Origin of the sequence: Enterobacter cloacae complex sp. SYL001 (assembly GCF_049237025.1) — a bacterium.
Classification (GTDB): Bacteria; Pseudomonadota; Gammaproteobacteria; order Enterobacterales; family Enterobacteriaceae; genus Enterobacter; species Enterobacter intestinihominis.
The window spans coordinates 154830-179951 of record NZ_JBMKJI010000007.1 but is presented as its reverse complement, the minus strand read 5'-3'; the positions used below and the strand labels follow the sequence as shown (position 1 = coordinate 179951).

Genomic DNA, 25122 nt, shown 5'->3' with positions numbered 1-25122 from the left:
CGAGGGCCTGGGACAGTTCCATTTAAAAAGGGCTCCATGATGAACACAGAACCCTTTTTACACCAGCCGCTGGATCGGTCAACCGATCCTTAAACGATCGGCATTAGCCTCACGGCTCCTTTTTCTTTTACAGGCCTGCTGCTGTGCCTAACAGCAACCACATGTTTAACGCCACCACCACGACCACAATGGCCCACCCGGCGCGTTTCACCCACGTCGAATTCACCAGATCGCCCATCAGCGATTTGTTGCTGGTGAATATCAGTAGCGGCACCAGCGCCAGCGCAATACCGAAACTCAGCAGCACCTGACTCATCACCAGAATGCGGGTCGGATCCAGCCCCATCAGAATTACAATAAAGGAAGGCAGCATCGTTACCGAACGGCGAACCCACAGTGGAATATGGAAACGTACGAACCCCTGCATCACCACCTGCCCGGCCAGTGTCCCCACAACCGTAGAGGAAAGTCCCGCAGCAACCAGGCTTAAACCAAAAATAGTGGCTGCGGCATGGCTCAGCAACGGCTCCAGCGTCAGGTACGCCTGGTCGAGATCGGCAACCCCGGTATGCCCGTTAAAGTGAAACGCGGCGGCGGCAGTCGCCATCATCGCCAGATTCACAAATCCGGCAATGGTCATCGCAATTGCCACATCCCATTTCGAGGCGGAGTAGCGCTCTTTACTCGTCCCGCCGTGCAGATTTTGGGTTAAAGAAGAGTGCAGATAAATTACGTGCGGCATAATGGTCGCCCCCAGCACCCCGGCGGCCAGAAATACGGCTTCAGAGGTGGGTAACGACGGGATCACCATCCCTTTCGTCAACTGCACCAGATTCGGCTGGGAGAAAATCAGCTCAACAATATAGGCGGCAGCGACGAACAGCAGCAGGCCGCCGATGACTTTCTCCAGCGGTTTTTGTCCCCGCCTCTGGAGCATCAAAATAAGGAACGTGGCGATACCGGTCAGCACGGCGCCCTGTAGCAGGGAGACGCCCAGAATAAGCTTAAAGCCGATCGCCGCCCCGATAAACTCGGCGAGATCGGTGGCCATGGCGATAATTTCCGCCTGGACCCAGTAAAACCATACCGCCGGACGCGGATAGTGATCGCGGATTTGCTCCGCCAGGTTTTTCCCGGTGGCAATACCCAACTTCGCGGAAAGCATCTGAATCAGCATCGCCATCAGGTTGGCCCACACCACAACCCACAGCAGCTTATAGCCGAAACTGGCCCCGGCCTGAATATTGGTCGCAAAATTACCCGGATCGATGTAGCCAATCGCGGCAATGAATGCAGGTCCCATTAATGCGAACCGCAGCTTGCGTGCCGCCCTGCCGCTGCTACTCTCTACGCGACTATTCGTCATTTCTGCCTCTGGAAATATAGCCTGTGCTATGTTTTATGCTATCAAAATGAGAATGATTATCAAGTTCATTTGTAATGGTTAACATGATTACTCTGATAGCCAGGGACAATAGACAGGCAGGTGGAGCAAGGTCACAGAATGTGAAAATGCGCAGACATTTGTGAAGCGTAGCACACAAACTTAACTTTTCACTCATTTACCTAACATAACAAAAATGTATTGTTGATCACTATTTTTGAGACTCGTCACAGGATGTAACTATAGTGTGGGCTTGATCTCGTTTTCTTTGTGCTTGTTACATAGAATGTGCACGGAAATTAAACCTGCCTCATATTTGGAGCAAATATGGACCGCGTCCTTCATTTTGTCCTGGCACTCGTTGTCGTTACTGCACTCGCATTGCTGGTCAGCACTGACCGCAAAAATATTCGTATTCGCTATGTTGTCCAGCTGCTGGTCATTGAAGTTTTACTTGCGTGGTTCTTCCTGAACTCCAACGTAGGCCTCGGCTTCGTGAAAGGCTTCTCGGAAATGTTCGAAAAACTGCTCGGATTTGCCAACGACGGGACTAACTTTGTCTTTGGCAACATGAACGATCAGGGTTTGGCCTTCTTCTTCCTGAAAGTGCTCTGCCCTATCGTCTTCATCTCTGCCCTGATCGGGATCCTCCAGCACATTCGTGTTCTGCCGGTGGTTATCCGTGCAATCGGCTTCCTGTTATCGAAAGTTAATGGCATGGGCAAGCTGGAATCCTTTAACGCAGTCAGCTCGCTGATCCTGGGTCAGTCTGAGAACTTCATTGCGTATAAAGATATCCTCGGCAAGATGTCCCGTAACCGCATGTACACCATGGCGGCGACAGCAATGTCTACCGTTTCCATGTCTATCGTGGGCGCGTATATGACTATGCTGGAACCTAAATACGTGGTTGCAGCGCTGGTTCTGAATATGTTCAGCACCTTTATTGTTCTTTCGCTGATTAACCCGTACCGCGTGGATGCCAGCGAAGAGAACATTCAGATGTCAAACCTGCACGAGGGACAGAGCTTCTTCGAAATGCTGGGTGAATACATTCTGGCGGGTTTCAAGGTTGCGATTATCGTTGCCGCGATGCTGATTGGCTTTATCGCACTGATCGCTGCGCTGAACGCCCTGTTTGCGGCCGTACTTGGTATTTCGTTCCAGGGTATTCTGGGCTATATCTTCTACCCGGTCGCCTGGGTAATGGGTGTGCCCGCTCACGAAGCGTTGCAGGTGGGCAGTATCATGGCAACGAAACTGGTATCCAATGAATTCGTGGCGATGATGGATCTTCAGAAGATTGCCAGCACGCTCTCCCCGCGTGCGGAAGGGATCCTGTCCGTCTTCCTGGTCTCCTTCGCGAACTTCTCTTCCATCGGTATTATCGCTGGTGCGATTAAAGGCCTGAACGAAGAGCAAGGTAACGTCGTTTCTCGCTTTGGCCTGAAGCTGGTTTACGGTTCAACGCTGGTGAGCGTCCTGTCTGCCTCTATCGCAGCATTGGTGCTGTAATCCATACCGCTCAATGAAAACCGGGAGCCATCGCTCCCGGTTTTTTTATGTCTCCAGCGCCGTCAGGGGCAGTGGTTTACCAATCAAATAGCCCTGCAAATAATCAACGCCGTATCGCAGCAACATCTCGCGTTGTTCAGCCGATTCCACATATTCAGCCACCACACAAAGCGATTTCGTTTTTGCCATGTTGCAAATGGACTGCACGATCATCGCATCCATGCTGTCGGTGCAGATATCTTTCACGAAGCAGCCATCGATCTTAATGATATCGGCCTCCAGTCGCTTCAGGCGCTCAAAGTTGGCATAGCCGGTACCAAAGTCATCGATAGCAATGCGGAAGCCATAATCCCGCAGCTGCTGGATATTGTTGATGCTGCTTCCCGAGTCAGAGAAAGCCTGTTCCTCGGTGATCTCAATGACGATATCTTGCGGTGCAACGGCGTAGCGTTCAAAAAGCGCGATGATCTCAGCTGCAATCTCGTTCTGCATCAGCGTCAGCGGCATCAGATTAACGGAGAACCGCGTTCCGGCCCGTCCGGATGGATGACTGCGCATCCACATCAGCAATTTTTCCACCACGTTCAGGTCGAATCGGTGGCTCAGGTTGAACTGAGCAATCAGCGGAATAAAGCGGTCAGGGGTGATGATCTCACCATCACTTTCAAGACGCGAAAGGATTTCAAAGTACCCTTCTCCGCGCGCGTTGTGAATTGGCTGCGCGTAAAGATGGAGACCACCGATATCAAGGGCGCGTTTTATACGGGCCAGCATTAGCACCCTGTCAGTCGTATGACCAGAAACATCATCCAGACTGTTGGTTAACGCAAGGACGTTATGCCCGGAACAGGACTGCTCGGACAGCCAGCTCAACTGACCCAGCGTGTGATGCACGCTTTCTCCATTTGGCACTTCCCCCCAGGAGGCACCAAACTCAATGTCGAGCTCAGTCTTGTTCCAGATAATTTTACGGCTGTTCAGATGGTCAACCATAAATTGCAGACGTTCAGCCGTGCCCGGTCCCAGCAAGACCAACATCAGTTCACTGCCTGGTAACTGGAAGAGCTTCTCGTCTTTTTGCAATAACGGCTGCAGCGACGCGGTGATCATCTTTTTACAGTGCACGCGCATGAGGATGCCGTAGTGACGGCTCAGGAATTCCAGATTATCCAGACGCAAGCAGCAGACTTTGGCCTCAGGATGATGCTGTAGAAAAACTTCCAGCGCACGAATGTTAGGCAGACCGGTGAGCGGATCGGTAAGCGCCCTCTCCTGCCACCCCTGTTTCAGCCATTCACTTTTCTGATAGATCTGCGACATGTAAAGCAGGCAGATAGCGAAAGAGATGAGTACCGACAGAATAAAGGAGAGCGAGTGGCCCGATTCAACGCCATTGAGAAAATTATAATTATAGGTCAACAACATGAGCGCTGAGGCTGCCCAGAATAAAGAGATGAGCGCATAGCTCAAACGACCAATACCCAGGGTAAAAAGAATGAAAACGGTCGGCATCAAATAACCCGCAATAAACTGCGACTCAAAAGGCGCGCATAAAATAGCGATCATTGAGACCAACAGCATCAGCCACACAACGATAAATAACGCTTTTTTGTTGCAAAAGAGGGGCTTCACGCTTCGCCGCCAGAATGTTCGGGCATAGCGAGGATTAATAATCATTCTTAATGGATAATAGAACATCATGGTGAAAATCAGGGCGGCGCAAATCAGACTCTGAATATCGATAACGTTATAAATTGCAGAGCCTTCGCCGAAATAGGAGGAGATTGTTACCGGGAAATCAAATAAATACCCCGCCAGATACATCGATAATTTGATGCCCACAGGCACCATAAAACCGAGCCATAAAATACGTATACCAATGTACTTATTCGGCATGCTGTGGCGCCAGCGCTTGCCCAGCATCAAACGGATAACGCCACAGGCGGCGAAGACGGAAAACGTCTGACAACATAATAAAACGATAGATTGTAGCGGGGCTAAATCAAAGTAATAAGCATTAGTAACACTAAAACTTAGCAACAAAGGAATGATTGCCCGTCGTCCAAATAACAACACGATGGCGAGCATGGCGCTTAAGGGCAGCCACGCTAAATAAACATCATTTTCGTTAACGATAGCGCGCGGAGAGATATAACGGGAAAAGGGGATCGCAATCAGGCTTAGCGCCAGGGCAATCATAAATATTTTTACATTATTGTAAATTTTTCTATTCATTAATCCGGGTAATCTATTTAACCATCGTCTTATTGACCGGATCGATAATAGGTTTATTAATTGGACGAATCAAGTTTAGGTCTATTTATGGACTTATTTATTGATTTGGATTGAGGTGAGGTATAGAAAATGACGTTAATTGCAACAAAAACAGTCTAAATATTTTACAAGATATAAAAAACCCCCGTCTGACGACGAGGGTTTAAATTTTGGTGGAGCTAAGCGGGATCGAACCGCTGACCTCTTGCATGCCATGCAAGCGCTCTCCCAGCTGAGCTATAGCCCCACATGTTACTTTACCTACCGTACTCTGTTGGGTTCAGAGTTTGGTGGAGCTAAGCGGGATCGAACCGCTGACCTCCTGCATGCCATGCAGGCGCTCTCCCAGCTGAGCTATAGCCCCATCGTAAAGCTGTCATGTTGACGGGCGGCATAATATGAATTCCGCCGCACAGTGTCAACGGCAAATTCAACCTCAGCCTTTCAACCGCCGAAAAATCATGCAAATGAATCACTTTGCGAGTCTGCTCGCAGCCAGGAGTTAAGCTTGTCACGTTTTCACGTAAAACGGTGCTATAAAATGAACCACTAATTAACCCCACAGATATTCAGGAAATTGTATGATCAAGGAACGAATGACGCCAGAAGAGTTAGCCCTGCTGACTGGCTATAGCCGACAGACCATCAATAAATGGGTACGCAAAGAGGGTTGGATTACATCGCCAAAACCAGGCGTTCAGGGCGGCAAGGCGCGTCTGGTACACGTCAATGAAAAAGTGCGCGACTTTATTCGCAGCGCACGCAGGGTAACAGAGTCGCCGGAAATGCCAGAAAAGGCGTACCACGAAGGCTCGCTTCACGCCCTGCTCCTGACGCTGGCGAATGAAATGACGCCGGATGAGCAAAAGCAGATGACAACTCTGTTACTGCGGGAAGGGATTACCGGATTGTTACAACGCTTAGGGATTCGCGACCAACGCTAATATGAAAAGATTACGCAGCAAAATGACCACGGAAGAGCTGGCGGACAGTCTGGGCGTCGCCCGACAAACCGTTAATCGCTGGATACGACAGAAAGGATGGAAAACGGAGGGTATCAACGGTGTAAAAGGCGGAAGAGCGAGGGTGATATGTATTGATGCGCACGTTAAGGAGCACATCATTAGCCTTCCCGCCATTCGTAACTGTCGGGCTGTTTACCATGTGGCAGAAAGCCCTTCACTCTATGGCGTGGCGACCTCATCCAGCCTGCTTCCACAAATTATCGACTCGCTGGAAAACATGACAACTGTCGAACAGGAACGTTTGCACAAGCTGCTCGCTCGCGAAGGTTTGCAGGGTTTTCTCACGCGTCTTGGTATTGCTGAATAACAGACATAAAAAACGGCAGGTTACCCTGCCGTTATTTGTATTTCACGAGCATTACTGCTGGCTTTCGCGCTCAGCAATAAAGCCCAGCGCCTTGTTGATACGCGCAACGCTACGTGATTTGCCAATGGCATGAACGGTCACGTCCAGCGCCGGAGACTGGCCTGCCCCCGTCACCGCAACGCGCAGCGGCATACCGACTTTACCCATGCCAATTTCCAACTCATCAGCGGTTGCCTGAATCGCGTGGTGAACATTTTCTGCAGTCCATTCGGTAATGGCTTCGAGTTTATCTCGCACCACTTCCAGCGGCTGACGCGCAACCGGACGCAGGTGTTTCTTGGCCGCATCGGCGTCGAACGCGTCAAACTCTTCATAAAAGTAGCGGCAGCTCTCGGCGATCTCTTTCAGCGTTTTGCAACGCTCGCCAAGCAGCTTCACCAGATCCGCCAGTTCAGGGCCCGTACGGGTATCGATGTTTGCCTGCTCAATGTGCCATTGCAGATAAGTCGCCACATACTCTGGCTGCATGGTATTGATGTAGTGATGGTTCAGCCACAGCAGTTTGTCAGTGTTGAACGCGCTGGCTGATTTGCTTACCGAGTTCAGAGAGAAAAGCTCGATCATCTCTTCGCGGCTGAAGATCTCCTGGTCACCATGAGCCCAGCCCAGACGCACCAGATAGTTCAGTAGCGCTTCCGGCAGATAGCCGTCATCACGGTACTGCATCACGCTCACCGCGCCATGACGTTTGGACAGCTTTTTACCGTCGTCACCGTTGATCATCGATACGTGCGCATACACCGGTACAGGCGCGTTCAGCGCTTTCAGAATGTTGATCTGACGCGGGGTGTTATTGATATGGTCTTCACCACGGATCACGTGAGTGATTTCCATATCCCAGTCGTCCACAACCACGCAGAAGTTATAGGTTGGCGAGCCGTCAGTACGACGAATGATGAGGTCATCCAGCTCCTGGTTGCTGAATTCGATCGGGCCACGGATCTGGTCATCAAAGATAACAGAGCCATCCTGCGGGTTAGCAAAACGCACTACGCAAGGCTCATCAGCAGCATGCTCGCTGTGGTCATGACGGCAACGACCGTCATAACGCGGTTTTTCGCCTTTTGCCATTTGCTCTTCGCGCAGCGCATCCAGACGCTCCCTTGAGCAGTAGCACTTATAGGCCGTGCCTGCGACCAGCATCTCGTCAATTACGGCGTTATAGCGGTCAAAACGTTTGGTCTGGAAGTATGGGCCTTCGTCCCACTCCAGATTCAGCCAGTTCATCCCATCCATAATGGCTTCAATTGCTTCCGGCGTTGAACGCTCCAGGTCGGTGTCTTCAATACGCAGCACAAACTCACCTTTGTTGTGGCGTGCAAAAAGCCAGGAGTAGAGAGCAGTACGTGCACCACCGACATGCAGATAGCCTGTCGGGCTCGGCGCGAAGCGAGTTTTGATTTTCATGAAATGGCCTTACGTTATAAAGATGCCGGTAATCGGCAAATCCTGGGAAGAAAACAATGGGCAATATTCTATCACTGTGGGCCGATTCCTCAATGTCGATCACTTTATCCGGTTCGAGATTGCTGTTTTTGTTTAGAAATCATGCACCACAGTCCGTTTTGCGATCGTTTTGACTAATTTTACGACGAACGAATAAAAACTTTAGAAAATGCGTTGACTCATTTTCAACTCTCCCTATAATGCGACTCCACACAGCGGGGGTGATTAGCTCAGTTGGTAGAGCATCTCCTTTACACGGAGGGGGTCGGCGGTTCGAGCCCGTCATCACCCACCATCTACTTCGGTAGACTCGCAGTGTAGATAAGAATTGAGATTGGGCGATTAGCTCAGTTGGTAGAGCATCTCCTTTACACGGAGGGGGTCGGCGGTTCGAGCCCGTCATCGCCCACCATTCTCACCTTATCGTAGCAGTTCCGAAATGGGCGATTAGCTCAGTTGGTAGAGCATCTCCTTTACACGGAGGGGGTCGGCGGTTCGAGCCCGTCATCGCCCACCATTTCGGGTCGTTAGCTCAGTTGGTAGAGCAGTTGACTTTTAATCAATTGGTCGCAGGTTCGAATCCTGCACGACCCACCAATGTAAAAAAGCGCCCTAAAGGCGCTTTTTTGCTATCTGCGATATAGCACATCCCCATTGCAGCCAAACCGCTTGTTTTACTCAAGCTCACGCCTTCTTTGCCGATACCTCTATTTTATGGCGAAAAGGATCTCAATATGACAACTCTTAAGCCCGTTTCTCTGTCGGCGATGGAAATCGGCAGCGTAGATAACAGCTCCGGCGGAAACGACATTGCTTCTCAGATCACCCGTCTGACCAAACAGATAACGAAAGTCACTTAGCAACTCAAAGAAGTCGCCATGGGTGATGCCACAGCGGAAGAAAAGCAAAAGCAGCAAGAATTGCTCGAATCTCAGCTGGCCATGTTGCAGGCACAGCTGGCGCAATTGCAGCGTCAGCAGGCAGAAGAGGCGATGCCAAAACAGGAAAGCGGTCAGGCCGTGGCGGAAGGCGTCAATAAACCCTCCGCAGAACATCAGATTGATATCTATATCTGATCATTGGTTTCGTTAAAAAGTGGATCGCGCGTGCGGGCCTCCATCAGACGCCTGGCCTGCATACGCACCACATCCCAGCAGGCGTGTGCCGCTCCGGAAAGAGACCTGTTTTTACGGCGTACCAGCATCAGCTGGCGTTCAATACAGGGCAGGAAACGCTTCACCGTTAAACGACTTCCCTGCGGCAGTGGAAGCGCCAGCGCAGGCAGAACGCTGATCCCAATCCCCGCTTCGACCATGGGGAAGAGCGTGGCAGGATGCCCAATCTCCTGCACAATGGTTGCCTTTACGCCCTGTGCGGCCAGTGCGGCATCTATCAGCGGGCGGCTACCTGATGCATAATCCTGTAACACCAGGTTTGCCCCCTGTAAGGCTTGCCAGGCCACCTGCGACAGCGATGCCAGAGGATCATCATCGCGGCAGAGCAATAAAAAGGGTTCCGAGAGTACCACTTCACATTCCAGGTCGCTTACCGCTCCGGGATCAATAACAATCCCGAAATCCACATCCCCCTGACGAATACTTTCCAGTACCCACTGCTGCGGCCTGTCGTGCAAAACAAAATCGATATCCGGATAGCGGTGATTACTTTCAGCGATGCATTGGGGAATAAGATGCGCCGAAATCGTCTGGCTCGCCGCCACTCTCACGGTACCGGAAAGCTGTTGTCCAAGCCGTCCGACGTCCCTCAGCGTACTGTTCAGTTCATCCAGCAGCCTTTCCAGACGCGTTGCCAGCTGATGTCCCGCTTCGGTGAGCACCACTTCGCGCGTCGTGCGGTCGAGCAGTTTCACGCCGGTTTGAGTTTCCAGCTCTTTCACGCTATGGCTCACCGCCGACTGGCTGAGGCCAATCATCTCCCCTGCCCGACTGAAGCTGTGGGCCTGCGCGACGGTGACGAAAACACGAAGCTGACGTAGTGAATAATTCATCTATTTAATTCATGAATGGATGCAATAAATCAATTTTATTTCTCAAAGGGAAGAAAGCACAATAGCGGCATCTGTTTTCAGGAGTGATTATGAAACTTTTTCGTATCCTTGATCCGTTTACGCTGACCCTGATTGGTGTCGTCTTGCTGGCCTCGTTCTTCCCGGCGCGGGGCGGTTTCGTTCCGGTCATTGAAGGGCTGACCACGGCAGCCATTGCCCTGTTGTTCTTTATGCATGGCGCCAAACTCTCCCGGGAAGCCATTATTGCAGGCGGTAGCCACTGGCGACTGCACCTCTGGGTAATGTGCAGCACCTTTATCCTCTTCCCTGTTCTGGGCGTGCTGTTTGCCTGGTGGGCGCCGGTGAATGTCGATCCGGCACTCTATACCGGTTTCCTTTATCTGTGCATTTTGCCGGCCACCGTGCAGTCTGCTATTGCCTTTACCTCGCTGGCGGGCGGCAACGTCGCGGCGGCGGTATGTTCTGCTTCGGCTTCCAGCCTGCTCGGGATCTTTGTTTCACCGCTGCTGGTCGGTCTGCTGATGAACATGCATGGTGCAGAAGGTAATCTGGAGCAGGTGGGTAAAATTTGTCTGCAACTGCTACTGCCGTTTGTGCTCGGACACTTATCCCGCCCCTGGATTGGGGCGTTTGTGGCGAAACACAAAAAATGGATCGGGAAAACGGACCAAAGCTCCATTCTGCTGGTGGTTTACACGGCCTTCAGCGAAGCCGTGGTGAACGGCATCTGGCACAGGGTGGGCGCAGGATCGCTGCTGTTTATTGTGGTGGTAAGCATTGTTCTGCTGACAATTGTGATCGCGGTTAACGTCTTTGTGGCCCGCAAATGCGGCTTCAATAAGGCCGATGAAATCACCATCGTATTCTGTGGATCGAAAAAGAGCCTGGCCAACGGGATCCCGATGGCCAATATTCTGTTCCCGACGTCGGTCATTGGGATGATGGTACTGCCGCTGATGATTTTCCATCAGATCCAGCTGATGGTGTGTGCGGTACTGGCGCGGCGTTACAAGGCACAGACTGAAAAGCTGGCGCAGGAAGAGACCCGCGCCGCGAAAGTTTAAGGACGTTTCAGGGGCTGCACCAGCTGGGTCAGCCCCTCTGTTTTGATCAGTAATGTGATAGCCATCAGCTCGCCAAGACGCCCGGCAGGAAACTCATCCTTACGGGCAAACCACAGCAGATATTCTTCCGGTAAATCAATCAGCCTGCGGCCCTTATATTTACCGAACGGCATCTCCGTATTGGCGATCTCAACGAGCTGCTCTTTTTCCACATCACTCTCCTAACAGGCGCATCATTTCCGCTTCATCGATCACCTCGATGCCGAGCTCCTGCGCTTTTGCCAGCTTCGAACCGGCCGCTTCCCCGGCGATCACCAGGTCGGTTTTCTTTGACACGCTTCCCGCCACTTTTGCCCCAAGCGCCACCAAGCGCGCTTTCGCGTCATCGCGTGAAAGCTGACTCAGACTGCCGGTCAGCACCACCGTTTTACCGGCAAACGGGCTGTCGATCTCTTCTGCATTAACCACTACCGGTGCGGGCCAGTGAATGCCCTGTTCCAGTAATTTACCGATCACTTCACGGTTGCTCTCTTCGGCGAAGAAGTTGAAGACGTGGGTAGCGACCACTATACCAACGTCAGGGACTTTCTGTAGTTCGTCGATGGTGGCTTTCTCAAGAGCCTCCAGCGTGCCGAAATACGCCGCCAGCCCTGCCGCCGTCGCCTCTCCGACTTCACGAATGCCTAGCGCGTAAAGGAAACGGGCAAAGGTAGTATTTTTGGCCGCCTCAAGCGCATTGACCACGTTCTGGGCAGATTTCGGCCCCATACGATCAAGACCGGTCAGCTTACCTGCCGTCAGGGTAAAGAGGTCCGCTGGCGTATGGACATACTCTTTCTCAACTAACTGGTCGATGATCTTGTCACCCATTCCGTCGACGTCCATCGCCCGGCGGGAGACAAAGTGCTTCAGGGACTCTTTACGCTGCGCGCCGCAGATTAACCCGCCCGTACAGCGCGTTACCGCTTCACCTTCCACGCGCTCAACGTCCGAACCACATACCGGACAATGGGCAGGAAACTCGATGGCACGGGTATCGGCAGGACGTTCTGATTCCACTACGTTAACCACCTGCGGGATCACATCGCCCGCGCGGCGAATCACCACTTTGTCACCAATTCGCAGCCCCAGACGGGCAATTTCATCGGCGTTATGCAGCGTAGCGTTACTGACCAGCACGCCAGCCACCTGCACAGGCTCCAGACGCGCCACAGGCGTAATCGCACCCGTACGTCCTACCTGAAATTCCACGTCGCGAACGAAGGTCATCTGCTCCTGCGCCGGGAACTTAAAGGCCACTGCCCAGCGTGGCGCCCGGGCAACAAAACCCAACTGTTCCTGCAATGCCAGGGAGTTAACCTTGATCACTACGCCATCAATATCAAACCCAAGCGTGGGACGATCTTCTTCAACCTTGTGATAGAACGCCAGCACCGCCTCTGGAGAGTCGCAAAGCTGCACGCGGTTGCTTACCGGCAAACCCCACTCTTTGAACTGCATTAAACGACCCAGGTGGGTATCCGGCAGGTCACCGCCTTCCAGGATCCCGACGCCGTAGCAGAAGAAAGTAAGCGGTCGCTTCGCGGTGATACGCGGATCGAGCTGGCGCAGCGAACCTGCCGCCGCGTTACGCGGGTTTGCAAACACTTTACCCCCGGTACGACGCGCTTCTTCATTGATCTTCTCAAACCCCGCCTGCGGAAGGAAAACTTCCCCGCGCACTTCCAGCCGCGCAGGAATATTATCGCCACGCAGCTTCAGCGGGATCGCACGAATGGTGCGCACATTGGTGGTGATGTCTTCCCCGGTGGTGCCGTCGCCGCGCGTTGCGGCACGTACCATCACGCCGTTCTCATAAAGAATGCTGACGGCCAGACCATCCAGTTTTAGCTCGCAGCACCAGCTAAGATTGTCGACGCTCTTCAGGCGATCCTGCACGCGCTTGTTGAAAGCCAGAAAACTCTCTTCATCAAACACGTTATCCAGCGACAGCATCGGCACTTCGTGGCGCACCTGGCTGAAAGCACCCAGCGGTTCCGCGCCGACGCGCTGCGTTGGGGAATCGGGCGTAATCAGTTCGGGGTGCTGCGCTTCCAGCTCGCGCAGTTCACGCATCAGGCGGTCATATTCCGCATCCGGCACTTCCGGTGCGTCCATAACATGATAGAGATATTCATGATGGCGAAGCGTGGTTCGCAGTTCAGTAAGTTGTTGTTCGATTGAGTCCATATCGCACCATCAATGAGAAAAACCCCCGACAGGCGGGGGTTGAGGAGGAGTTGAAGTAAACGCGACGATTACGCGTTAGCTTCCTTAACTTCGCGGATGCGGTCCTGATATTCGCGCAGTTTCTGCGGCGTCATCATACGACGCTGATCGTCGAGCACAACACCGCCCACTTCGTCGGCGATGTGCTGAGCGGACTGTAGCATCAGCTTAAAGTTTTGCAGCTCGTCACCGTAGGACGGCACCTGCATAAAGATCGTAACCCCAGGCGTGACGAAATCACCGGTCATTTCCGGGTCAAACGTGCCTGGATTGACCATATTGGCCAGGCTGAACAGCGCCGGACCGCTGCCGTCAGGACTCAGGTGGCGATGGAAAATATTCATGTCGCCGAACTTGAAGCCTGCCTGTTGGATGCTGTTGAGCAGCACGTCACCGTTCAGATGGGTGCCATGATGAGCAGCCACATTCATGATGATTACCGCTTCTTTACGCTGCGGCTTTTCAACAACCGGTTCTGGCTCAACAACAGGCTCTGGCTCAACGCGCGGAGCGGGCTGTGGCGCAGGCGGTGCAGATTCAGGCTGCGGTTGTTCTACCGGCTGCGGCTGTTGCACTGGCTGTGGCTGATGCACTGGCTGTGCAGGCTGTTGCACAGGTTGCTGCTGTACAGGCTGTGGCGCAACGGGCTGCTGTTGCACAGGCTGCTGCGACGGATGACGAACAGGTTCTTCCACTGGCGGCGGCGCTGGCTGGCGCGGCTGGGCAGAGGCATACGGTGGTTGATACTGGTGCTGCGGAGCGCGGGGAGCTTCATGCTCTCCATGCGCTGCGCCGGGCGCAGTATTGACCCGATGAACACGAACTTCACCCACGCCGTCGTCGTCAAGACCGTCGATGTCGTCTTCAACGTCATCGTCTTCGCGACTGGACTTCATGCGCTTCAGTGGACGATCGCGAAACATAGAGGAACGCTCTTTACGGCTGGTCCAGAAACCATGTACCAGTAAAGCGATTATGGCGATCGCGCCAACAATGATTAATATCAGACGCAAATCCTGCATCATTATATTCTCTGTTGTTCTAACACCTTGCCACCACGGCAAACATTTACTCACTAAGAGTATTTGCCGTTTACGTCAAGTGCAAGTGTATGCAGAGCATTCACAGCATAAAGATGAACTAAATCGTGCTTTTTGCTGGTTTTTCGAACATTTCCGAACTGGTCATTGGCCCGTAACTGGATAATATAGGCGGGCAATTCCACTGGTTGTGTAAAAAGGAGTACAGCCTGGTATGGTTTCAACATCTTCTTCTGCCCCACGTAGCGGGGTCTGGTACTTTTCTCAGGGCTGGAAACTGGTCTCCCTGCCGGGCATTCGACGCTTCGTTGTTTTGCCGTTACTGATCAACATTATTCTGATGGGGGGCGCGTTCTGGTGGCTGTTCACCAGACTGGAAAGCTGGATCCCTTCCCTGATGAGCTATGTGCCGGACTGGTTACAGTGGTTGGACTACCTGCTCTGGCCGATTGCGGTTATCTCCGTGCTGCTGGTTTTCGGCTATTTCTTTTCGACGATAGCTAACTGGATAGCCGCGCCGTTCAACGGTCTGCTGGCCGAACAGCTGGAAGCGCGCCTGACCGGTGCGGCGCCGCCTGACACGGGCGTACTGGGGATCGTGAAAGATGTCCCCCGCATCATGAAGCGCGAATGGCAGAAGTTTGCGTGGTACCTGCCGCGGGCGATTGTGCTGCTCATCCTTTATTTTGTACCCGGGATCGGCCAGACGGTCGCACCCGTGCTGTGGTTCCTGTTCAGCGCCTGGATGCTTGCTATCCAGTACTGTGATTATCCGTTCGATAACCACAAAGTGCCGTTTAAAGAGATGCGCACTGCCCTGCGCACTCAGAAGGTTGCCAATATGCAGTTTGGTGCCCTTACCAGCCTGTTCACCATGATCCCTTTCCTGAATCTGTTCATCATGCCCGTTGCCGTTTGCGGCGCGACGGCGATGTGGGTGGACTGCTACCGTGCTAAGCACGCGTTATGGAAGTAATGCAAAAATGTGTAAAAGAGGGGTGGCTTATGCCGCCCCTTATTCCATACTGATCCCCATTATTTCCTTGCAGCATATAGATATGCGATTTCCTTACTTCCCCATACCTGTTCAACAGGTATGCTGGGTCGGTATCCCAATTTCATACAGTTAAGGACAGGCCATGAGTAAGATTTATGAAGACAACTCGCTGACTATCGGTCATACGCCCCTGGTTCGACTGAACCGTATCGGTAATGGACGCATTCTGGCGAAGGTGGAATCTCGTAACCCAAGCTTCAGCGTTAAATGCCGTATCGGTGCGAATATGATTTGGGATGCTGAAAAGCGTGGCGTGCTGAAACCTGGCGTTGAGCTGGTTGAACCCACCAGCGGCAATACCGGTATCGCCCTGGCCTATGTTGCGGCGGCGCGCGGCTATAAGCTGACGCTGACTATGCCTGAAACCATGAGTATTGAGCGCCGTAAGCTGCTGAAAGCGTTGGGTGCGAATCTGGTCCTCACGGAAGGCGCGAAAGGCATGAAGGGCGCGATTCAGAAGGCCGAAGAAATCGTCGCCAGCGATCCTGCAAAGTATCTGCTGCTCCAGCAGTTCAGCAACCCGGCCAACCCGGAAATTCATGAGAAAACCACCGGCCCGGAAATCTGGGAAGATACCGACGGTCAGGTTGATGTGTTTATCTCCGGCGTAGGCACCGGCGGTACGCTGACCGGGGTGTCTCGCTATATTAAAGGCACGAAAGGTAAAAAAGATCTGATTACCGTTGCCGTTGAGCCAACCGACTCTCCGGTTATCGCTCAGGCGCTGGCAGGCGAAGAGATCAAACCAGGTCCGCACAAAATACAGGGTATCGGCGCTGGCTTCATTCCAGGCAACCTCGATCTGAAGCTGATCGATAAAGTGGTCGCCATCACCAATGAAGAAGCCATCTCCACGGCGCGTCGCCTGATGGACGAGGAAGGCATTCTGGCGGGTATCTCTTCCGGTGCGGCGGTTGCTGCAGCTCTCAAACTGCTGGAAGACGAAACCTTTACCAACAAGAATATTGTGGTTATCCTACCGTCTTCGGGTGAGCGTTACTTAAGCACAGCACTGTTTGCCGATCTGTTCACAGAGAAAGAACTGCAACAGTGATGCCAGTATGTTAAAAACGCGTAAAAAAGCACCTTTTCAGGTGCTTTTTTGTGGCCTGCTTCAAAGTTTTACCCCTCCTGGCATTGCTTCACCCCGTTGGGTCTGGTATTTAAACCAGCAATTATTTTGATGCGCGAAATTAATCGGTGAACGAAATAGCGCTGCTGAATCGATTTTATGATTTGGTTCAAGTCTTGCTTTCACTGCATAATGTTTAATGACGATTGAAACGTCAGCGCTAACTATACAGGCTAAAGTTAAGTCGCCAGGCTAGACTTTAGTTCCACAACACTAAACCTATAAGTTGGGGAAATACAATGTTCCAGCAAGAAGTTACCATTACCGCTCCGAACGGTCTGCACACCCGCCCTGCTGCTCAGTTTGTTAAAGAAGCGAAAGGCTTCACTTCTGAAATCACTGTGACTTCCAACGGCAAAAGCGCTAGCGCAAAAAGCCTGTTCAAGCTGCAAACTCTGGGTCTGACTCAGGGTACCGTTGTTACCATCTCCGCTGAAGGTGAAGACGAGCAGAAAGCAGTTGAGCATCTGGTTAAGCTGATGGCTGAACTCGAGTAAGTTTACCGGGTTCTTTTCAATATCAGTCACAAGTAAGGTAGGGTTATGATTTCAGGCATTTTAGCATCCCCGGGTATCGCTTTCGGCAAAGCATTGCTGCTGAAAGAAGACGAAATCGTCATTGACCGGAAAAAAATTTCTGCCGACAAGGTTGATCAGGAAGTTGAACGTTTTCTGAGCGGTCGTGCCAAGGCATCTGCGCAACTGGAAGCGATTAAAACTAAAGCTGGCGAAACTTTCGGTGAAGAAAAAGAAGCCATCTTCGAAGGGCACATTATGCTGCTCGAAGATGAGGAGCTGGAGCAGGAAATCATAGCCCTGATTAAAGATAAAGGCATGACGGCCGACGCGGCTGCGCATGAAGTTATCGAAGGTCAGGCAACTGCCCTGGAAGAACTGGACGATGAATACCTGAAAGAGCGTGCGGCTGACGTACGTGACATCGGTAAGCGCCTGCTGCGCAACATCCTGGGTCTGGCCATCATCGATCTGAGCGCGATTCAGGACGAAGTCATCCTGGTTGCCGCTGACCTGACCCCGTCTGAAACCGCACAGCTGAACCTGAACAAGGTGCTGGGTTTCATTACTGATGCAGGTGGACGTACCTCCCACACCTCTATCATGGCGCGTTCTCTGGAGCTGCCAGCCATCGTGGGTACCGGTAGCGTCACCTCGCAGGTGAAAAACGACGACTATCTGATTCTGGATGCCGTAAACAACGTGGTTTACGTCAACCCAACTAACGATGTGATCGAGCAGCTGCGTTCCGTTCAGGAGCAGGTTGCTACCGAGAAAGCGGAACTCGCTAAACTGAAAGATCTGCCAGCCATCACGCTGGACGGCCATCAGGTTGAAGTGTGCGCTAACATCGGTACCGTACGTGACGTTGACGGCGCTGAGCGCAACGGTGCGGAAGGTGTAGGTCTGTATCGTACTGAATTCCTGTTCATGGACCGCGACGCCCTGCCAACGGAAGAAGAGCAGTTTGCAGCGTACAAAGCGGTTGCGGAAGCGTGCGGCTCGCAGGCCGTTATCGTCCGCACCATGGATATCGGTGGCGACAAAGAGCTGCCGTACATGAACTTCCCGAAAGAAGAGAACCCGTTCCTGGGCTGGCGTGCCGTACGTATCGCCATGGATCGCAAAGAGATCCTGCGTGACCAGGTTCGCGCTATCCTGCGTGCATCCGCTTTCGGTAAGCTGCGCATCATGTTCCCGATGATCATCTCTGTTGAAGAAGTGCGTGCACTGAAGAAAGAGATTGAAATCTACAAGCAGGAACTGCGTGACGAAGGTAAAGCATTTGACGAGTCAATCGAGATCGGCGTGATGGTGGAAACACCGGCAGCCGCGACCATTGCACGTCATTTAGCCAAAGAAGTTGATTTCTTTAGTATCGGTACCAATGATTTAACGCAGTACACCCTGGCAGTTGACCGTGGTAATGATATGATTTCACATCTCTACCAGCCAATGTCGCCGTCTGTACTGAATTTGATCAAGCAAGTTATTGATGCTTCTCATGCAGAAGGTAAATGGACTGGCATGTGTGGTGAGCTTGCAGGCGACGAACGTGCTACACTTCTGTTGCTGGGTATGGGTCTGGACGAATTCTCTATGAGCGCCATTTCCATCCCGCGCATCAAGAAGATTATCCGTAACACGAACTTCGAAGATGCGAAGGTATTAGCAGAGCAGGCTCTTGCTCAACCGACAACGGACGAGTTAATGACGCTGGTTAACAAGTTCATTGAAGAAAAAACAATCTGCTAATCCACGAGATGCGGCCCAAATTACTGCTTAGGAGATAAGTCTAATGGGTTTATTTAGTAAACTGTTCGGTGACAAAAGCAATAGCGACTCCGGAACTATTGAGATTGTTGCTCCGCTCTCCGGCGAGATCGTCAATATCGAAGACGTGCCGGATGTAGTGTTTGCTGAGAAAATCGTTGGTGATGGCATTGCTATCAAACCAACTGGCAACAAAATGGTTGCTCCAGTTGACGGTACCATTGGTAAGATTTTTGAAACCAACCATGCGTTCTCTATCGAATCCGATAGCGGTATCGAACTGTTCGTTCACTTCGGTATCGACACCGTTGAACTGAAAGGCGAAGGCTTCAAACGTATCGCGGAAGAAGGCCAGCGTGTTAAAGTTGGCGACCCTGTAATTGAATTCGATCTGCCACTGCTGGAAGAAAAAGCGAAGTCTACCCTGACTCCGGTTGTTATCTCCAACATGGACGAAATCAAAGAGCTGATCAAACTGTCTGGCAGCGTTACCGTGGGTGAAACCCCGGTTATCCGCATCAAGAAGTAATTCTTGCCGCACGGTAAAATGGCGCCTTCGGGCGCCATTTTTGTTTATGCAGGCAGAATAAGCTCGTCGTAGCCTTTCGACTGCGTATAGATCATCACGTCAGTCACCCTGTCGCCCGCCATGCGAATGGCGTCGGCCACGGTTTTACCGCCGACGATACCGCTCACCAGCTCCGAACAGAACAGATCCCCCGTCCCTTTCAGGTCCGTCTCAACGCGCGGGTGTGCGCTTACGGTAACGCCCTCCTCGCTCACCAGCACGACGTGGATATTTTGCGGATCGTCAGCCACTGGCGCGCTGGTGATCGCCACCCATTTAAGCGTGTCAGACAGCAGCCCCTGCGCGGCGGCAATGGCGCTCTCCGGCGTACGGCACGGTTTGCCGCTCAGCACTTCCAGCTCAAACACGTTGGGCGTAATGCCCTGGGCCAGCGGGAGCAGGTGCTCACGGTAGGCTTCAGGAATATCCGGCTTCACGTACATCCCGCTGTCGATGTCTCCGATTACCGGGTCGACCAGCACCAGCAGATCGGGATGTTGCACTTTGATCGCCTTCAGCCACTGCGCCAGCAGCACGATCTGGCTGGCGCTGCCCATATAGCCGGTAGTGACCGCTTTTAGCTCGCGCAGGATCTCGCGCTCTTCCAGCGCCTTCAGGTAGCCGCTGAACCACTCGTCCGGGATCACCCCGCCGTAGAAGGTGTCGTAGTGCGGCGTATTGCTGAACAGCACCGTCGGCACGGCGGTAACGTTCAGTCGATGGGTGCGAATATTTGGCACCGCGATGCTGTTTCCCACACTGCCGTACACCACCTGCGACTGAACGGCGACAATATCGGTTTGCTGCGCCCGGGTGTTATCCCGGAATAAAATCATCTCCATGACGCTTAAATCCCCGCCCCCTGCGAATAACTCTCTTCACCAAAGACGCCGGTCGACAGGTAGCGATCGCCGCGATCGCAAATAATCGCTACCACTACTGCACCCGGGTTTGCCTTAGCCACCCGAATCGCCCCCGCTACCGCGCCACCCGAACTGACGCCGCAGAAGATGCCTTCACGCACGGCCAGCTCACGCATGGTATTTTCCGCCTCGCGCTGATGAATATCCAGCACCTGGTCCACAAGCTGCGCATTAAAGATGCCCGGCATATACTCCGCGGGCCAGCGGCGAATGCCCGGAATACTGCTTCCCTCTTCCGGCTGGAGGCCGACAATCGTCACCGGCTGCTCCTGCTCGCGCAGAAAACGTGACACACCGGTGATCGTGCCCGTGGTCCCCATGCTGGAGACAAAGTGGGTGATGCGCCCGCCGGTTTGCTGCCAGATTTCCGGGCCGGTGGTGGTGTAGTGCGCGTACGGGTTGTCCGGGTTATTAAACTGGTCGAGCAGCTTGCCTTCCCCGCGCTCCGCCATCGCTAACGCTAAATCTCGCGCCCCTTCCATACCCTGCTCTTTGCTCACCAGAATCAGCTCGGCCCCGTAGGCACGCATGGCGGCACGGCGCTCCTGGCTCATGTTATCCGGCATCAGCAGCGTCATACGATAGCCTTTCAGGGCGGCTATCATCGCCAGTGCGATACCGGTGTTACCGCTGGTGGCTTCGATCAGCACGTCGCCGGGCTTTATTTCGCCGCGCTTTTCGGCCTGAACAATCATCGACAGCGCCGCCCGGTCTTTCACCGACCCCGCCGGGTTATTGCCTTCAAGTTTGACCCAGATTTCGCTGCCGTTGTCACACCCCATGCGCTGAAGTTTGACCAGAGGGGTGTTGCCGATGGTGTGTTCGAGTGTATTCACGATTTTTACTCAATAAAAAGCCCGGTAAGCATCACGCCACCGGGCGAAAAACATACTCAATAACCTATCAGGCTGACTCCGCCAGAGCAATATCCTCGCGCGTCTCGATGCGCTCGTTGCCATGATAAATGCGCGCGTGTTGCAGCCCCACAAACAAGCGTTCCCCCCGGTGCGGCGGCTCGTCGTCACGCATAACCACGGTCAGCGGCTCGGTGTACCAGCCCAGGGGCTGTACCACTAATTGGGTGTAGTGACCTTTAGGGCTAGCTTCCAGCACCTGCACCGGAAGCGGTGAGTCCAGGCTGGTACGGCGGCTGACGTCCACTTCCCACGGGCGCAGGAACAGATCCACCGGTCCCTGGTGCGCGGAGGTATACCCCAGCGGCCAGCGGTGCGCGCCAACGTGGAACTGACCGCCGCGAATAGTACCCTGAAGGCGGTTTACTTCCCCCATAAACTCCAGCACAAAGCGGGTCGCCGGTTCACGCCAGAGTTGCTCTGGCTCGTCAACCTGCTCAATGTTGCCCTGACTCATCACCACCACGCGGTCGGCTACTTCCATCGCCTCTTCCTGATCGTGGGTCACGAATACGCTGGTGAACTGGAGTTCCTCATGAAGCTGACGCAGCCAGCGGCGGAGCTCTTTACGCACCTGCGCATCCAGCGCGCCAAACGGTTCGTCCAGCAGCAGGATTTGCGGTTCCACGGCTAACGCACGCGCCAGCGCCACGCGCTGTTTCTGCCCGCCAGAAAGCTGTGCCGGGAAGCGGTCCGCCAGATGAGCCAGCTGCACCATCTCCAGCAGTTTGGTCACTTTCGCTTTGATGGCGGCCGCATTCGGACGCTCACGACGCGGCAGTACGGTCAAACCAAACGCGATGTTGTCGAATACCGTCATGTGGCGGAACAGGGCGTAGTGCTGGAATACAAAACCCACTTTACGGTCGCGGGCATGCAAACGGCTTACGTCCGTACCGTGGAAGCGGATATGTCCGCTGGTCTGGTGCTCAAGCCCGGCGATAATACGCAGCAGCGTGGTTTTACCGGAGCCAGACGGCCCCAGCAGCGCCACCATTTGTCCGGAAGGGATATCCAGCGAGATATCATTCAGCACCTGGGTGCGACCAAAAGACTTCTTAATATTGGCAATCTCAATGCTCATGATTTCCCTCCTGATGCTGACGTTTTTCCTGATTCTCTAAACGCCACTGCACCACACTCTTCAAAAACAGGGTCAAAATCGCCATCAGCGTCAGCAACGCTGCGGCAGTAAAGGAACCGACGGTGTTGTAGTCCTGTTCCAGTAATTCAATCTGTAACGGCAGCGACAGGGTTTCGCCGCGAATCGAGCCGGATACCACCGACACCGCGCCAAACTCACCGATCGCACGGGCGTTGGTCAGCACCACGCCGTAAAGCAGTGCCCAGCGGATATTCGGCAGCGTGACGCGGCGGAACATCTGCCAGCCGGAAGCGCCGAGCAGCACCGCGGCTTCATCTTCATGGCTGCCCTGGCTGAGCATCACCGGCACCAGCTCGCGTACCACGAACGGACAGGTGACAAAGACGGTCACCAGCACCATCCCCGGCCAGGCGAACATGATCTGCAGGTCGTGTTCATCCAGCCAGCCGCCCAGCGGGCCATTGGAACCGTAGAAGAGCAGATAAACCAGACCCGCCACCACCGGTGACACCGCAAACGGGATATCCAGCAGGGTCAGCAGCAGCTGACGCCCCGGGAAGTTAAAGCGCGTTACCAGCCAGGCCAGCAATACGCCAAACACCAGATTCACCGGGACGGTGATCAGGGCAATCATGACCGTCAGCCAGATGGCGTGGAGCATGTCCGGATCGGCCAGGTTTTGCAGCGCGGGCATAATCCCTTTGCTGAAGGCCTGAACGAAGATGTACACCATCGGCACGACGAGAATGAATGCGGAGACCAGCACGCCGGTACCAATCAGAAACCATTTGCCCCAGTTGATGCGGGGCGCGTCATAGCGCTTCAATTGCGTAACTTCCGCCATCAGTGACCTACCACACGTCGACCAAAGCGACTTTGCAGAGTGTTAATCGAGAACAGCAGTAGCAGCGACGCGGCAAGGATCACCGAGGCAATCGCACTCGCGGCCGGATAATCAAACTCCTGCAAACGGACAAAAATCATCAGCGAGGTCACTTCGGTTTTCCACGCGATGTTCCCGGCGATAAAAATGACCGCGCCAAATTCACCGAGGCTGCGGGTAAAGGAGAGCGCGATACCCGCCAGCAACGCCGGAGAGAGTTCCGGCAGCACGACCTTGCGAAAACTCTGCCAGCGCGTGGCGCCGAGCGTTTCTGCGGCCTCTTCGTATTCGGGTCCTAACTCTTCCAGCACCGGCTGCACGGTACGTACCACAAACGGGATGCTGGTAAAGGCCATGGCCACCGCGATACCGAGCCAGGTATAGGTCACTTTGATATCAAACTTCGCCAGCCACTCACCGTAAAACCCGTTCACGGAGAAGAGCGACGCCAGCGTCAAACCGGCAACCGCCGTCGGCAGGGCAAACGGCAGATCCATCAGCGCGTCGAGCAGGGTGCGGCCAGGGAAGCGATAGCGAGTTAAGATCCACGCCATCAGCAGGCCAAACACGCCGTTAAAAATCGAGGCCACGAACGCAGACAGCAGGGTGACCTTGTAGGCCGCCACCACCTGCGGGTTAGTAATCACTTCCCAGTACTGGGACCAGCTCATCTCAGCGAGCTGCATCACCAGCGCACTGAGCGGTAATAACAAAATCAGACAGACGAACAGCAGGCTGGTCCCGAGGCTTAAGGTAAAGCCCGGCAGCACACGTCTGGAGGACACTGCAAACATTACTTACGCCCCGCTGCCAGCAGTTTGTCCAACTCACCGCCGCTGACAAAATGCGTTTTCATGACCTCAGGCCAGGCGCCAAAATGATCTTCCACGCGGAACAGCTCGGTCTGCGGGAATTTGTCTTTCAGCTTGCTCATCACGTCCGGGTTGTTGACACGGTAGTAGTAGTCGGTGATAACGGTCTGCGCCTGCGGGCTGTACAGATAGTTCAGGTAGGCTTTCGCCGCCTTTTCTGTGCCGTTAGCCTTAACGTTTTTATCCACCCACGCCACCGGGAACTCGGCCAGAATGTTCGTTTTCGGGATAACCACTTCGAAGCCCTGCGCTTCGTACTGTTTACGAATATTGTTCACTTCGGATTCAAAGCTGATCAGCACGTCGCCCAGCCCGCGCTCGGCGAAGGTAGTGGTTGCGCCACGACCGCCGGTATCAAACACCTCGACGTTTTTCAGGAACTGGGTCATAAACTGTTCGGTTTTCGCTTTATCGTTACCGTCAGCTTTGTCCGCCGCGCCCCACGCCGCCAGATAGGTGTAACGTGCGTTGCCGGAGGTTTTCGGATTCGGGAAGATCAGCTTTACGTCTGAACGCACCAGGTCGTTCCAGTCGTGGATGTTCTTCGGGTTGCCCTTGCGCACCAGGAAGCCCATGGTGGAGTAAAATGGCGAACTGTTGTTCGGCAGGCGGCTTTGCCAGTTCGCCGGGATCAGTTTGCCTTTGTCGTGCAGGATCTGCACGTCCGTGACCTGGTTGTAGGTCACCACGTCCGCTTTCAGCCCCTGCAAAATGGCCAGCGCCTGCTTAGATGAGCCAGCGTGCGACTGCTTGATGGTCAGCTTGTCGCCGTTGTTCTCTTTCGCCCACTGCTGTTCAAATGCGGGATTAAGGGCGGCAAACAGCTCGCGCGAAACATCATAAGAACTGTTCAGCAACTCGGTTGCCTGCGCCTGCGCCACCAGCAGTAAACCTGCCAGTGCCAGCGATCCTTTTTTCAGTACAGTAACGGCCATTGCGCACCCTTATAAATGTGATGACTATCTTAT

Annotated in this window: 22 protein-coding genes, 6 tRNA genes and 1 pseudogene; 14 read left to right on the top strand and 15 right to left on the bottom strand. The window is 53.5% G+C overall.

The annotated features are described in order from the left end of the window. Positions 1-127: 127 nt before the first annotated feature. Positions 128-1366 (bottom strand): Nramp family divalent metal transporter, encoded by a 1239-nt coding sequence (locus tag ACOTZP_RS09975; RefSeq protein ID WP_032623830.1) that lies wholly within the window; start codon positions 1364-1366, stop codon positions 128-130. Between the two features lie 345 nt (positions 1367-1711). Here ACOTZP_RS09975 and nupC point away from each other — a divergent pair, with 345 nt between their 5' ends. Next, positions 1712-2899, top strand: coding sequence for a nucleoside permease NupC (nupC, locus tag ACOTZP_RS09970; RefSeq protein WP_022648934.1), 1188 nt, complete (start codon positions 1712-1714; stop codon positions 2897-2899). Between the two features lie 45 nt (positions 2900-2944). On the opposite strand, the gene ACOTZP_RS09965 is transcribed toward nupC, so the two are convergent. From ACOTZP_RS09965 to ACOTZP_RS09955, 3 genes are all read right to left on the bottom strand, one after another. Continuing rightward, entirely contained in the window at positions 2945-5134 is a 2190-nt protein-coding gene (locus ACOTZP_RS09965) for an EAL domain-containing protein (RefSeq protein WP_022648935.1), read from the bottom strand. Between the two features lie 210 nt (positions 5135-5344). Continuing rightward, positions 5345-5420, bottom strand: a tRNA-Ala gene (locus ACOTZP_RS09960). A 41-nt stretch (positions 5421-5461) separates the two neighbouring features. Continuing rightward, a tRNA-Ala gene (locus ACOTZP_RS09955) sits at positions 5462-5537 on the bottom strand. A gap of 217 nt (positions 5538-5754) precedes the next feature. On the opposite strand from ACOTZP_RS09955, the gene ACOTZP_RS09950 reads away from it, so the two are divergent. Together ACOTZP_RS09950 and ACOTZP_RS09945 are read left to right on the top strand one after the other, a co-directional pair. Beyond that, positions 5755-6117: a YfeC-like transcriptional regulator gene (locus ACOTZP_RS09950; RefSeq protein ID WP_063853412.1), complete on the top strand. Its 363-nt coding sequence runs from the start codon at positions 5755-5757 to the stop codon at positions 6115-6117. A gap of 1 nt (position 6118) precedes the next feature. Beyond that, a complete protein-coding gene (locus ACOTZP_RS09945; RefSeq protein ID WP_063149142.1) occupies positions 6119-6505 on the top strand; it encodes a YfeC-like transcriptional regulator in 387 nt (128 codons plus the stop codon). 51 nt (positions 6506-6556) lie between these two features. On the opposite strand, the gene gltX is transcribed toward ACOTZP_RS09945, so the two are convergent. Next, positions 6557-7972 carry a glutamate--tRNA ligase gene (gene gltX, locus ACOTZP_RS09940; RefSeq protein ID WP_022648938.1) on the bottom strand — a complete coding sequence of 472 codons (1416 nt, stop codon included), beginning with the start codon at positions 7970-7972 and terminating at the stop codon, positions 6557-6559. A gap of 258 nt (positions 7973-8230) precedes the next feature. On the opposite strand from gltX, the gene ACOTZP_RS09935 reads away from it, so the two are divergent. From ACOTZP_RS09935 to ACOTZP_RS09915, 5 genes and pseudogenes are all read left to right on the top strand, one after another. Next, positions 8231-8306 (top strand) — tRNA-Val (locus ACOTZP_RS09935). Positions 8307-8347: 41 nt separating this feature from the next. Next, positions 8348-8423 (top strand) — tRNA-Val (locus tag ACOTZP_RS09930). A gap of 29 nt (positions 8424-8452) precedes the next feature. Beyond that, positions 8453-8528: transfer RNA gene (locus ACOTZP_RS09925), tRNA-Val, on the top strand. A 4-nt stretch (positions 8529-8532) separates the two neighbouring features. Beyond that, a tRNA-Lys gene (locus ACOTZP_RS09920) sits at positions 8533-8608 on the top strand. A gap of 137 nt (positions 8609-8745) precedes the next feature. Beyond that, positions 8746-9087 (top strand): annotated as a pseudogene (locus ACOTZP_RS09915) (FlxA-like family protein). Here ACOTZP_RS09915 and ACOTZP_RS09910 read toward each other — a convergent pair. Then, complete coding sequence (locus ACOTZP_RS09910) at positions 9078-10019, bottom strand: LysR family transcriptional regulator (RefSeq protein WP_032676151.1); 942 nt, start codon at positions 10017-10019, stop codon at positions 9078-9080. The pseudogene ACOTZP_RS09915 and the gene ACOTZP_RS09910 overlap by 10 nt on opposite strands. 89 nt (positions 10020-10108) lie before the next feature. Here ACOTZP_RS09910 and ACOTZP_RS09905 point away from each other — a divergent pair, with 89 nt between their 5' ends. Then, entirely contained in the window at positions 10109-11104 is a 996-nt protein-coding gene (locus ACOTZP_RS09905; RefSeq protein ID WP_022648941.1) for a bile acid:sodium symporter family protein, read from the top strand. Here the strand turns inward: ACOTZP_RS09905 and ACOTZP_RS09900 are convergent. The 3 genes from ACOTZP_RS09900 to zipA form a co-directional block, all read right to left on the bottom strand. Next, the gene (locus tag ACOTZP_RS09900) at positions 11101-11316 is read right to left on the bottom strand and encodes a DUF3820 family protein (RefSeq protein WP_003861328.1); all 216 of its coding nucleotides are present in this window, start codon (positions 11314-11316) and stop codon (positions 11101-11103) included. The genes ACOTZP_RS09905 and ACOTZP_RS09900 overlap by 4 nt on opposite strands. 1 nt (position 11317) lies before the next feature. Continuing rightward, entirely contained in the window at positions 11318-13333 is a 2016-nt protein-coding gene (ligA, locus tag ACOTZP_RS09895) for an NAD-dependent DNA ligase LigA (protein ID WP_032623825.1), read from the bottom strand. A 68-nt stretch (positions 13334-13401) separates the two neighbouring features. Beyond that, positions 13402-14397, bottom strand: coding sequence for a cell division protein ZipA (gene zipA, locus ACOTZP_RS09890; protein WP_022648943.1), 996 nt, complete (start codon positions 14395-14397; stop codon positions 13402-13404). 229 nt (positions 14398-14626) lie between these two features. Here zipA and cysZ point away from each other — a divergent pair, with 229 nt between their 5' ends. From cysZ to crr, 5 genes are all read left to right on the top strand, one after another. Continuing rightward, a complete protein-coding gene (gene cysZ / locus ACOTZP_RS09885; protein ID WP_022648944.1) occupies positions 14627-15388 on the top strand; it encodes a sulfate transporter CysZ in 762 nt (253 codons plus the stop codon). Positions 15389-15551: 163 nt separating this feature from the next. Next, positions 15552-16523 (top strand): cysteine synthase A, encoded by a 972-nt coding sequence (cysK, locus tag ACOTZP_RS09880; protein ID WP_006811453.1) that lies wholly within the window; start codon positions 15552-15554, stop codon positions 16521-16523. 317 nt (positions 16524-16840) lie between these two features. Next, positions 16841-17098, top strand: a complete 258-nt coding sequence (gene ptsH, locus ACOTZP_RS09875; protein WP_000487600.1) for a phosphocarrier protein Hpr — start codon at positions 16841-16843, stop codon at positions 17096-17098. A 45-nt stretch (positions 17099-17143) separates the two neighbouring features. After that, the gene (gene ptsI / locus ACOTZP_RS09870) at positions 17144-18871 is read left to right on the top strand and encodes a phosphoenolpyruvate-protein phosphotransferase PtsI (RefSeq protein WP_022648945.1); all 1728 of its coding nucleotides are present in this window, start codon (positions 17144-17146) and stop codon (positions 18869-18871) included. A gap of 43 nt (positions 18872-18914) precedes the next feature. Next, entirely contained in the window at positions 18915-19418 is a 504-nt protein-coding gene (gene crr, locus ACOTZP_RS09865; protein ID WP_022648946.1) for a PTS glucose transporter subunit IIA, read from the top strand. Positions 19419-19462: 44 nt separating this feature from the next. On the opposite strand, the gene pdxK is transcribed toward crr, so the two are convergent. The 6 genes from pdxK to ACOTZP_RS09835 form a co-directional block, all read right to left on the bottom strand. Next, complete coding sequence (gene pdxK / locus ACOTZP_RS09860) at positions 19463-20299, bottom strand: pyridoxine/pyridoxal/pyridoxamine kinase (protein ID WP_022648947.1); 837 nt, start codon at positions 20297-20299, stop codon at positions 19463-19465. A gap of 5 nt (positions 20300-20304) precedes the next feature. Further along, positions 20305-21216, bottom strand: coding sequence for a cysteine synthase CysM (gene cysM / locus ACOTZP_RS09855; RefSeq protein ID WP_193543920.1), 912 nt, complete (start codon positions 21214-21216; stop codon positions 20305-20307). Between the two features lie 67 nt (positions 21217-21283). Next, positions 21284-22378 carry a sulfate/thiosulfate ABC transporter ATP-binding protein CysA gene (gene cysA, locus ACOTZP_RS09850; RefSeq protein ID WP_022648949.1) on the bottom strand — a complete coding sequence of 365 codons (1095 nt, stop codon included), beginning with the start codon at positions 22376-22378 and terminating at the stop codon, positions 21284-21286. Then, positions 22368-23243 carry a sulfate/thiosulfate ABC transporter permease CysW gene (gene cysW, locus ACOTZP_RS09845; RefSeq protein ID WP_003861305.1) on the bottom strand — a complete coding sequence of 292 codons (876 nt, stop codon included), beginning with the start codon at positions 23241-23243 and terminating at the stop codon, positions 22368-22370. Before cysW ends, cysA begins: the two co-directional genes overlap by 11 nt. After that, positions 23243-24076: a sulfate/thiosulfate ABC transporter permease CysT gene (gene cysT, locus ACOTZP_RS09840; protein ID WP_022648951.1), complete on the bottom strand. Its 834-nt coding sequence runs from the start codon at positions 24074-24076 to the stop codon at positions 23243-23245. Before cysT ends, cysW begins: the two co-directional genes overlap by 1 nt. Beyond that, positions 24076-25089, bottom strand: a complete 1014-nt coding sequence (locus ACOTZP_RS09835; RefSeq protein ID WP_022648952.1) for a sulfate ABC transporter substrate-binding protein — start codon at positions 25087-25089, stop codon at positions 24076-24078. Before ACOTZP_RS09835 ends, cysT begins: the two co-directional genes overlap by 1 nt. Between the last annotated feature and the right edge of the window lie 33 nt (positions 25090-25122).

What these genes read in the sequence shown, in the direction of transcription:
- ACOTZP_RS09975 (WP_032623830.1), bottom strand. Translation starts at nt 1,366, where the DNA reads ATGACGAATAGTCGCGTAGAGAGTAGCAGCGGCAGGGCGGCACGCAAG.
- nupC (WP_022648934.1), top strand. Translation starts at nt 1,712, where the DNA reads ATGGACCGCGTCCTTCATTTTGTCCTGGCACTCGTTGTCGTTACTGCA.
- ACOTZP_RS09965 (WP_022648935.1), bottom strand. Translation starts at nt 5,134, where the DNA reads ATGAATAGAAAAATTTACAATAATGTAAAAATATTTATGATTGCCCTG.
- ACOTZP_RS09950 (WP_063853412.1), top strand. Translation starts at nt 5,755, where the DNA reads ATGATCAAGGAACGAATGACGCCAGAAGAGTTAGCCCTGCTGACTGGC.
- ACOTZP_RS09945 (WP_063149142.1), top strand. Translation starts at nt 6,119, where the DNA reads ATGAAAAGATTACGCAGCAAAATGACCACGGAAGAGCTGGCGGACAGT.
- gltX (WP_022648938.1), bottom strand. Translation starts at nt 7,972, where the DNA reads ATGAAAATCAAAACTCGCTTCGCGCCGAGCCCGACAGGCTATCTGCAT.
- ACOTZP_RS09910 (WP_032676151.1), bottom strand. Translation starts at nt 10,019, where the DNA reads ATGAATTATTCACTACGTCAGCTTCGTGTTTTCGTCACCGTCGCGCAG.
- ACOTZP_RS09905 (WP_022648941.1), top strand. Translation starts at nt 10,109, where the DNA reads ATGAAACTTTTTCGTATCCTTGATCCGTTTACGCTGACCCTGATTGGT.
- ligA (WP_032623825.1), bottom strand. Translation starts at nt 13,333, where the DNA reads ATGGACTCAATCGAACAACAACTTACTGAACTGCGAACCACGCTTCGC.
- zipA (WP_022648943.1), bottom strand. Translation starts at nt 14,397, where the DNA reads ATGATGCAGGATTTGCGTCTGATATTAATCATTGTTGGCGCGATCGCC.
- cysZ (WP_022648944.1), top strand. Translation starts at nt 14,627, where the DNA reads ATGGTTTCAACATCTTCTTCTGCCCCACGTAGCGGGGTCTGGTACTTT.
- cysK (WP_006811453.1), top strand. Translation starts at nt 15,552, where the DNA reads ATGAGTAAGATTTATGAAGACAACTCGCTGACTATCGGTCATACGCCC.
- ptsH (WP_000487600.1), top strand. Translation starts at nt 16,841, where the DNA reads ATGTTCCAGCAAGAAGTTACCATTACCGCTCCGAACGGTCTGCACACC.
- ptsI (WP_022648945.1), top strand. Translation starts at nt 17,144, where the DNA reads ATGATTTCAGGCATTTTAGCATCCCCGGGTATCGCTTTCGGCAAAGCA.
- crr (WP_022648946.1), top strand. Translation starts at nt 18,915, where the DNA reads ATGGGTTTATTTAGTAAACTGTTCGGTGACAAAAGCAATAGCGACTCC.
- pdxK (WP_022648947.1), bottom strand. Translation starts at nt 20,299, where the DNA reads ATGGAGATGATTTTATTCCGGGATAACACCCGGGCGCAGCAAACCGAT.
- cysA (WP_022648949.1), bottom strand. Translation starts at nt 22,378, where the DNA reads ATGAGCATTGAGATTGCCAATATTAAGAAGTCTTTTGGTCGCACCCAG.
- cysW (WP_003861305.1), bottom strand. Translation starts at nt 23,243, where the DNA reads ATGGCGGAAGTTACGCAATTGAAGCGCTATGACGCGCCCCGCATCAAC.
- cysT (WP_022648951.1), bottom strand. Translation starts at nt 24,076, where the DNA reads ATGTTTGCAGTGTCCTCCAGACGTGTGCTGCCGGGCTTTACCTTAAGC.
- ACOTZP_RS09835 (WP_022648952.1), bottom strand. Translation starts at nt 25,089, where the DNA reads ATGGCCGTTACTGTACTGAAAAAAGGATCGCTGGCACTGGCAGGTTTA.